Annotated in this window: 4 protein-coding genes and 1 tRNA gene; 3 read left to right on the plus strand and 2 right to left on the minus strand. The window is 68.9% G+C overall.

The genetic code is table 11. From position 1 onward, the window contains the following. The first annotated feature begins 52 nt into the window (after positions 1-52). The 3 genes from JWP28_RS02400 (at position 53) to JWP28_RS02410 (ending at position 1194) form a co-directional block, all read left to right on the plus strand. Positions 53-128: transfer RNA gene (locus JWP28_RS02400), tRNA-Thr, on the plus strand. Positions 129-158: 30 nt separating this feature from the next. Beyond that, entirely contained in the window at positions 159-611 is a 453-nt protein-coding gene (locus JWP28_RS02405) for a YaiI/YqxD family protein (RefSeq protein ID WP_299539583.1), read from the plus strand. Positions 612-696: 85 nt separating this feature from the next. Continuing rightward, on the plus strand, positions 697-1194 hold the full coding sequence (locus JWP28_RS02410; RefSeq protein WP_299539584.1) for a cytochrome c family protein: 498 nt from the start codon (positions 697-699) through the stop codon (positions 1192-1194). A gap of 243 nt (positions 1195-1437) precedes the next feature. On the opposite strand, the gene JWP28_RS02415 is transcribed toward JWP28_RS02410, so the two are convergent. Both JWP28_RS02415 and JWP28_RS02420 read right to left on the minus strand, forming a co-directional pair. After that, positions 1438-4683, minus strand: coding sequence for an efflux RND transporter permease subunit (locus JWP28_RS02415; RefSeq protein ID WP_299539585.1), 3246 nt, complete (start codon positions 4681-4683; stop codon positions 1438-1440). Beyond that, positions 4680-5694 (minus strand): efflux RND transporter periplasmic adaptor subunit (locus tag JWP28_RS02420; protein WP_299539587.1); only part of this gene is annotated, 1015 nt, incomplete at its 5' end. The genes JWP28_RS02420 and JWP28_RS02415, both read right to left, overlap by 4 nt.

The following is a 5694-nucleotide window of genomic DNA, read 5'->3' on the forward strand; positions in this document are numbered from 1 at the left end:
ACCCACGCCCTTGCGAAGCCTTAGGGGTTCACCGCATAAGCAGCCATCGGCCGCCGGATTAGCTCAGCTGGTAGAGCAGCGGTTTTGTAAACCGAAGGTCGCGGGTTCGAGTCCTGCATCCGGCACCATCCACCTTAAGTCCGCCCCAAGAGCAGGCCATGCGCATCTTCATCGACGCCGACGCCTGTCCGGTGAAGGACGAGACCTGCAGGGTGGCGGCGCGCTATGGGCTGGCGACCACCGTGGTCTCCAACAGCTTCATCGCCATCCCGCCGTCGAAGCTGATCGAGCGGATGATCGTCGACGCCGGGCCGGACGTGGCCGACGACTGGATCGCCGAGCGGACCGAGCCCGGGGACATCGTGGTCACCAACGACATCCCGCTGGCCGACCGGGTGCTGAAGGCCGGCGGGACGGCGATCGCGCCGAACGGTCGGCTGTTCACCCACGACTCCATCGGCTCGGCGCTCGCCCAGCGGTCGGTCATGGAGCACATCCGCTCGACCGGCGAGATCACCGGCGGCCCCAAACCGTTCGCCGCCGCCGACCGCTCGCGCTTCCTGCAGGCGCTGGACGAGGCGGTGAACCGGGAGCGGCGGAAACGGGGCTAAGTGCGGCCAAGCCGGCTTGCGCGAGCCCGTCCCGCACAGGTATGGGCGTGCGCTGACCGCCGTTCCGTTCGAGGAGACCTCCTGCATGCGCCACCTGCCTTTGACGCTCGCCGCCGCGGTCGTGGCCGCCACACTTTCGGGCTGCAGCAAGCCCTCGACGAGTTCCCAGGCCGACCAGTCGGCCGGCGCCACCGCGCCTGCCGCCGCGCTCAGCGACGCCGACAAGCAGAAGATCCTGGCGACCCTGCCGGCGCCCTACAACACCGCCGACCTTTCGAACGGCGAGTCGAAGTTCGCGCTCTGCTCGACCTGCCACACCCTGCCCGCGGGCGGGCCCAACATGACCGGACCGAACCTGCACGGCGTCTTCGGGCGCAAGGCCGCCACCTCGCCCGGCTTCGCCTATTCGGACGCGCTGAAGGCCACCGGTTGGACCTGGGACGCCGCCCACGTCGATACCTGGATCACCGATCCCAAGGTCGCCGCACCCGGCGCCAAGATGACCTTCGCGGGCCTGAAGGACCCGAAGGACCGCACCGACGTCATCGCCTACCTGATGGTCCAAACCGGCTACAAGCCGTAACCCATTCGCCTGACACGAGTGAACGCCGGAACGTCACAACCTTGACGCGTGGGACGCCGGCGCGCATCGTCGGCCCGTCGAACCGGACGTAGATCCCCGTCCGGACGACAACCACCCGGCGAATGCCCCCATATCGCCGGTCCGCGCCCGAGGCCAGACGTCCCCACGTCCGCTGCCGGCGCTGTGTCTTCGGCCTTCCCTGGAAACGGGGAAGGCCGTTTTTCCAGGTGTGTGGTCTGCGGCCTATTCGGCGGCGTTGGCCACGCCGGCCCTCTCGGCCTCCTCGAAAGTCTCGATCCGCCGGGCGGTGGCCTTCGGCGACTTGGTGAACCGGGCGAGCAGGTTGTAAAACACCGGCACTACAAACAGCGTGACCATGGTGGCGAAGATCGCTCCGAAGAAGATGGTCACCCCGATGGTCTTACGGCTCTCGCCGCCCGCCCCGCCCCAGACGATCAGCGGGATCGCGCCGGCCGCCGCCGAGATCGAGGTCATGATGATCGGGCGAAGCCGCAGGGCCGCGCTTTCGATCACCGCCTCGCGGATGGAGAGGCCGTCGTCGCGCAGCTGGTTGGCGAACTCGACGATCAGGATGCCGTTCTTGGCCGCGATGCCCACCAGGATGATCAGCCCGATCTGGCTGTAGGTGTTCATCGTCGAGCCGGCGATCAGCAGGCCGAACAACCCGCCCACCGCTGCGATCGGCACCGTCAGCATGATCACCGCCGGATGGATCCAGCTTTCGAACTGCGCCGCCAGCACCAGGAACACCAACAGCAGCGCCAGGCCGAACGCGAGGCCGATCGAACCGCCGGCTTCCAGATAATCGCGGGCGATGCCGCCCCACTTGTAGGCGAGACCGGCGTGCTCGCGGGCGATCTCGTCCTGGAAGAACTCGACCGCCTGACCGACCGTGTAGCCGGGGTTCAGCTGGACGGAGAGGGTGATGGCCCGCAACCGATCGACCCGCGCCCGGTTAGGCGTGTCGCCGCTGACCCGGCTGGCGGTCACCGCCGAGAGCGGCACCGTGGAGCCGGAGTTGGTGCGCACATAGACGTTGGCCAGGTCCTGCTCGCTCTCCCGCTGCGGCCGGTCGGTCTGCAGGATGACGTCGTATTCCTGGCCGGATTTGATGTAGGTGGTGACCTTCTGCGACCCGAACAGGGCCTGCAGGGCCGTGCCGACGGACTCCGCGGAGACGCCGAGCGACGCCGCCTTCTGCTGATCGATATTGACCAGCAGACGCGGGCTGGTGGGCTCGTAGTCCAGCCGGGCGCGCGCCATGCCGGGGTTCCGCTGGGCGGCGATCAGCAGGGGCTGAATGGCGGCGTTGATCTGCGGATATTCGTCTCCGAGCAGGATCAGGTCGACGTTGCTGCCGCCGCCTCCGCCCCCGCCGCCCCGCTGGATGCTGGGTCGCACGGCGGCGATCACCCGCGCCCCGGTGATCGACGAAAGCTCACGATTCAACTGCGCCGCCATGTCCTGCGAGCTGATCTTGCGCTTGGCGGTATCGGGCAGCACGACGTTGGCGTTGCCGGAATTGTACTGGTTGCCGCCGAAACCCGGCAGCGACAACGTATAGCGCGTGACCGTTCCATCCTTGACCAGAGCCAGCAGCCGCGCCTCGACCTGCTTGGCGGCGCGCAGCGTGTAGTCGAAACCGGAGCCCTCGGGCGCCTGGATGGCGACGTCCACGCGCCTGCGGTCCTCGTTCGGCACCAGCTCCTTCGGCAGGGTCGTAAACAACAGGACTGCCGCCAGAGCCAGCAACACCACGAGGCCCGCCGCGACGATGCCGGCCGAGCGGCGGCCAAGCAGCGCCTCGAGCGTCGCGTGATAGGACGCGCGCAGCTTGTTCATGCCCGAATTGACGGTGCGCGCGAGGAAGCCCTCGCTCTGCGCCGGACGGAGCAGTTTGGAGGCGAGCATCGGCGAGAGGCTGAGCGCCAGCAGCGCCGAGAAGCCCACTGCCGAGGCCACCGCCACCGCCAGCTCCACGAAGAGGCGGCCGATGTAGCCGGGCATGAACATCAGCGGCGCAAGGACGGACATCAGCACGATGGTGGTGGCCACCACCGCGAAGAACACCTGCCGCGCGCCCCGCTGCGCCGCGACGATAGGGGGTTCGCCCTCGTCCACGCGCCTTTGGATGTTCTCCACCACCACGATGGCGTCGTCGACGACGAGGCCGATCGCCAGCACCAGGGCGAGCAAGGTCAGGAGGTTGATCGAAAAGCCCAGCGGGGCCAGCACGATGAAGGTCGACAGGATGCAGATCGGCGCCACGATGGCGGGGATCAACGCCGCCCGCCAGGTGCCCAGGAACAGGAAGTTGACCAGCGCCACGAGGGCCAGGGAAATGGACATGGTGATCCAGACCTCCTGGATCGCGTGGCGGGTGAAGACCGTGTAGTCGATCGCCACGTCCATGTGGGTGCCCTTGGGCAGGGTCTTGTTGATCTCGTCGACGGCCTTGCGCACCCCGTCGGAGATCTGCAGGTCGTTGGCCTGCGACTGTCGGATGATCGCCATGCCGACGCGATCGAAGCCGTTGGAGCGGAACATGCGCCGCCGTTCGTCCGGTCCCTCCTCGATCCGCGCGATATCGCCCAGCCGGGTGACATAGGCGCCGGACATTGCGCCGCTGGACATGGTGGCGTTGGTTCCCTGCGCGGCCCCGGCCGTCGCCGAGGTCCCGCCTACCGCGGCCGCGCCCGGCGTCGCGGCGCGGTTGGCGGCCGCCTGCGGGACGATCGGCATCTTCCCGAACTGGTCGGGCGTCGAATAGGCGCGCGCCACCCGGATGGTGAAGTCCTTGGACTGCGCCTCGAGCGCGCCGGCCGGCAGCTCGATGTTCTGGCTGTTCAGGGCGCCGGCGACGTCGTCGACGGTGATCCCGCGCGCCGCCATGGCGACGGGGTCGAGCCAGATGCGCATCGAGTAGAGCTGCTGGCCGAACTGGCCGACCTGCGCCACGCCGGGCACCGTCGCCAGGCGCTGAACCAGATAGCGGTTGGCGTAGTCGGAGAGCTGCAGCCGGTTGAGCGTGGTCGACGTCAGGCCGATCAGGATGATCGGCTGGGCGTCGGCGTTGGCCTTGGCGATCTGCGGCGGGTCGGCCTCTTGCGGCAGGATCGCGGCCACCCGGCTGACCGCGTCGCGAACGTCGTTGGCCGCCTCGTCCATGTTGCGGTCGAGGGTGAAGGAGATGTTGATCCGCGACTGGCCGTCGCGCGACGCGGACTGCACGCGGTCAATGCCCTGGATGCCGGCCACCTGGCCTTCGATCACCTGGGTGATGCGTTCCTCGACCACCTCGGCCGAGGCGCCGCGATAGACGGTCGAGACCGAGACCACCGGCGGATCGACGCTAGGCAGCTCGCGCACCGGCAGCGTGGCGAACGCGGCTAGCCCCACGACGCACAGGATGATCGCCGCCACCGCGGCGAACACCGGCCGCCGGACGGAAAGGTCGGAGAGCGTCATGGCGCGGACCGGCGGCGATCGCCGGCGCCCGGCGCGGGGCCACGAGGATCGGCGCCGGCGACGCGCACCGGCTGGCCCGGCTGGATCTTGTTCAGGCCGTCGGCGACGATGCGCTCGCCTGGCGCCGCGCCGTCGGTCAGCTCCACGAAATTGTCCTGGCGCAACCCTGTGATCACCGGCCGCTGTTCGACGACCGTGCGCGGCCCCTGTGGGTGCAGCACGTAGATGAAAGCGGAGTCCCCCTGCATCGAAACCGCGGTCTCCAGAACCGCCAGGCCCTGGCGGACGCCATGCGAGATGGAAATCCGGATCAGCATGCCGGGCTTCAGCTTGCGGTCTGGGTTCGGGAACTCGGCGCGCGCGGTGATCGCCCGCGTGCGCTCATCGACCCGCGTGTCGAGCTTGGCGATGCGGCCCCTGAAGGGCTCGCCGGGATAGGCGTCGACGCGGGCGGTGATCACCTGGCCCTCGTGCAGTTGCGCCAGGAAGCGCTCCGGCACCGGGAAGTCGACGCGCATGGCCGAGACGTCGTCCAGCGTCACGATCGGAGAGCCGGGATTGACCAGGGCGCCGGGCGCCACGTCGGAGAGGCCCACCACGCCGGAGAACGGCGCGCGGATCGTGCGATCCGCCTGCCGCGCCTTGGCGGCCGCCACGTCGGCCTCCGCGGAGAGGTAGGCGGCGCGATACTGGTCGACCGAGGTCTGGGCGGCAAAGCCCTTCTGATTGAGCGTCAGCCAGCGGTCGTATTCCTGCTTGGCCTGCGCCAGCTTGGCCTGCGCCTGGGCGAGGCCGGCATCCTGTTCGGTGTTCTTGAGTTCGATCAACACCGCGCCGCGCGCCACGGACTGGCCGTCGCTGAACCGCACGCGCTGAACGAGCTGGCTGGTGGCGGCGGTGAGCGTCACCGACTGCCGGCCCTTGGCCACGCCTAGCACTTCGATCTCATTCCCGAAGGTGTGGGGCTGCACGGTCGCCACGGAGACCTGCACCGGCGCGCCGCCGCCCGGA

Origin of the sequence: Phenylobacterium sp., from assembly GCF_028290885.1 — a bacterium.
Taxonomy (GTDB): domain Bacteria; phylum Pseudomonadota; class Alphaproteobacteria; order Caulobacterales; family Caulobacteraceae; genus Phenylobacterium.

What these genes read in the sequence shown, in the direction of transcription:
- JWP28_RS02410 (WP_299539584.1), top strand. Translation starts at nt 697, where the DNA reads ATGCGCCACCTGCCTTTGACGCTCGCCGCCGCGGTCGTGGCCGCCACA.
- JWP28_RS02415 (WP_299539585.1), bottom strand. Translation starts at nt 4,683, where the DNA reads ATGACGCTCTCCGACCTTTCCGTCCGGCGGCCGGTGTTCGCCGCGGTG.
- JWP28_RS02405 (WP_299539583.1), top strand. Translation starts at nt 159, where the DNA reads ATGCGCATCTTCATCGACGCCGACGCCTGTCCGGTGAAGGACGAGACC.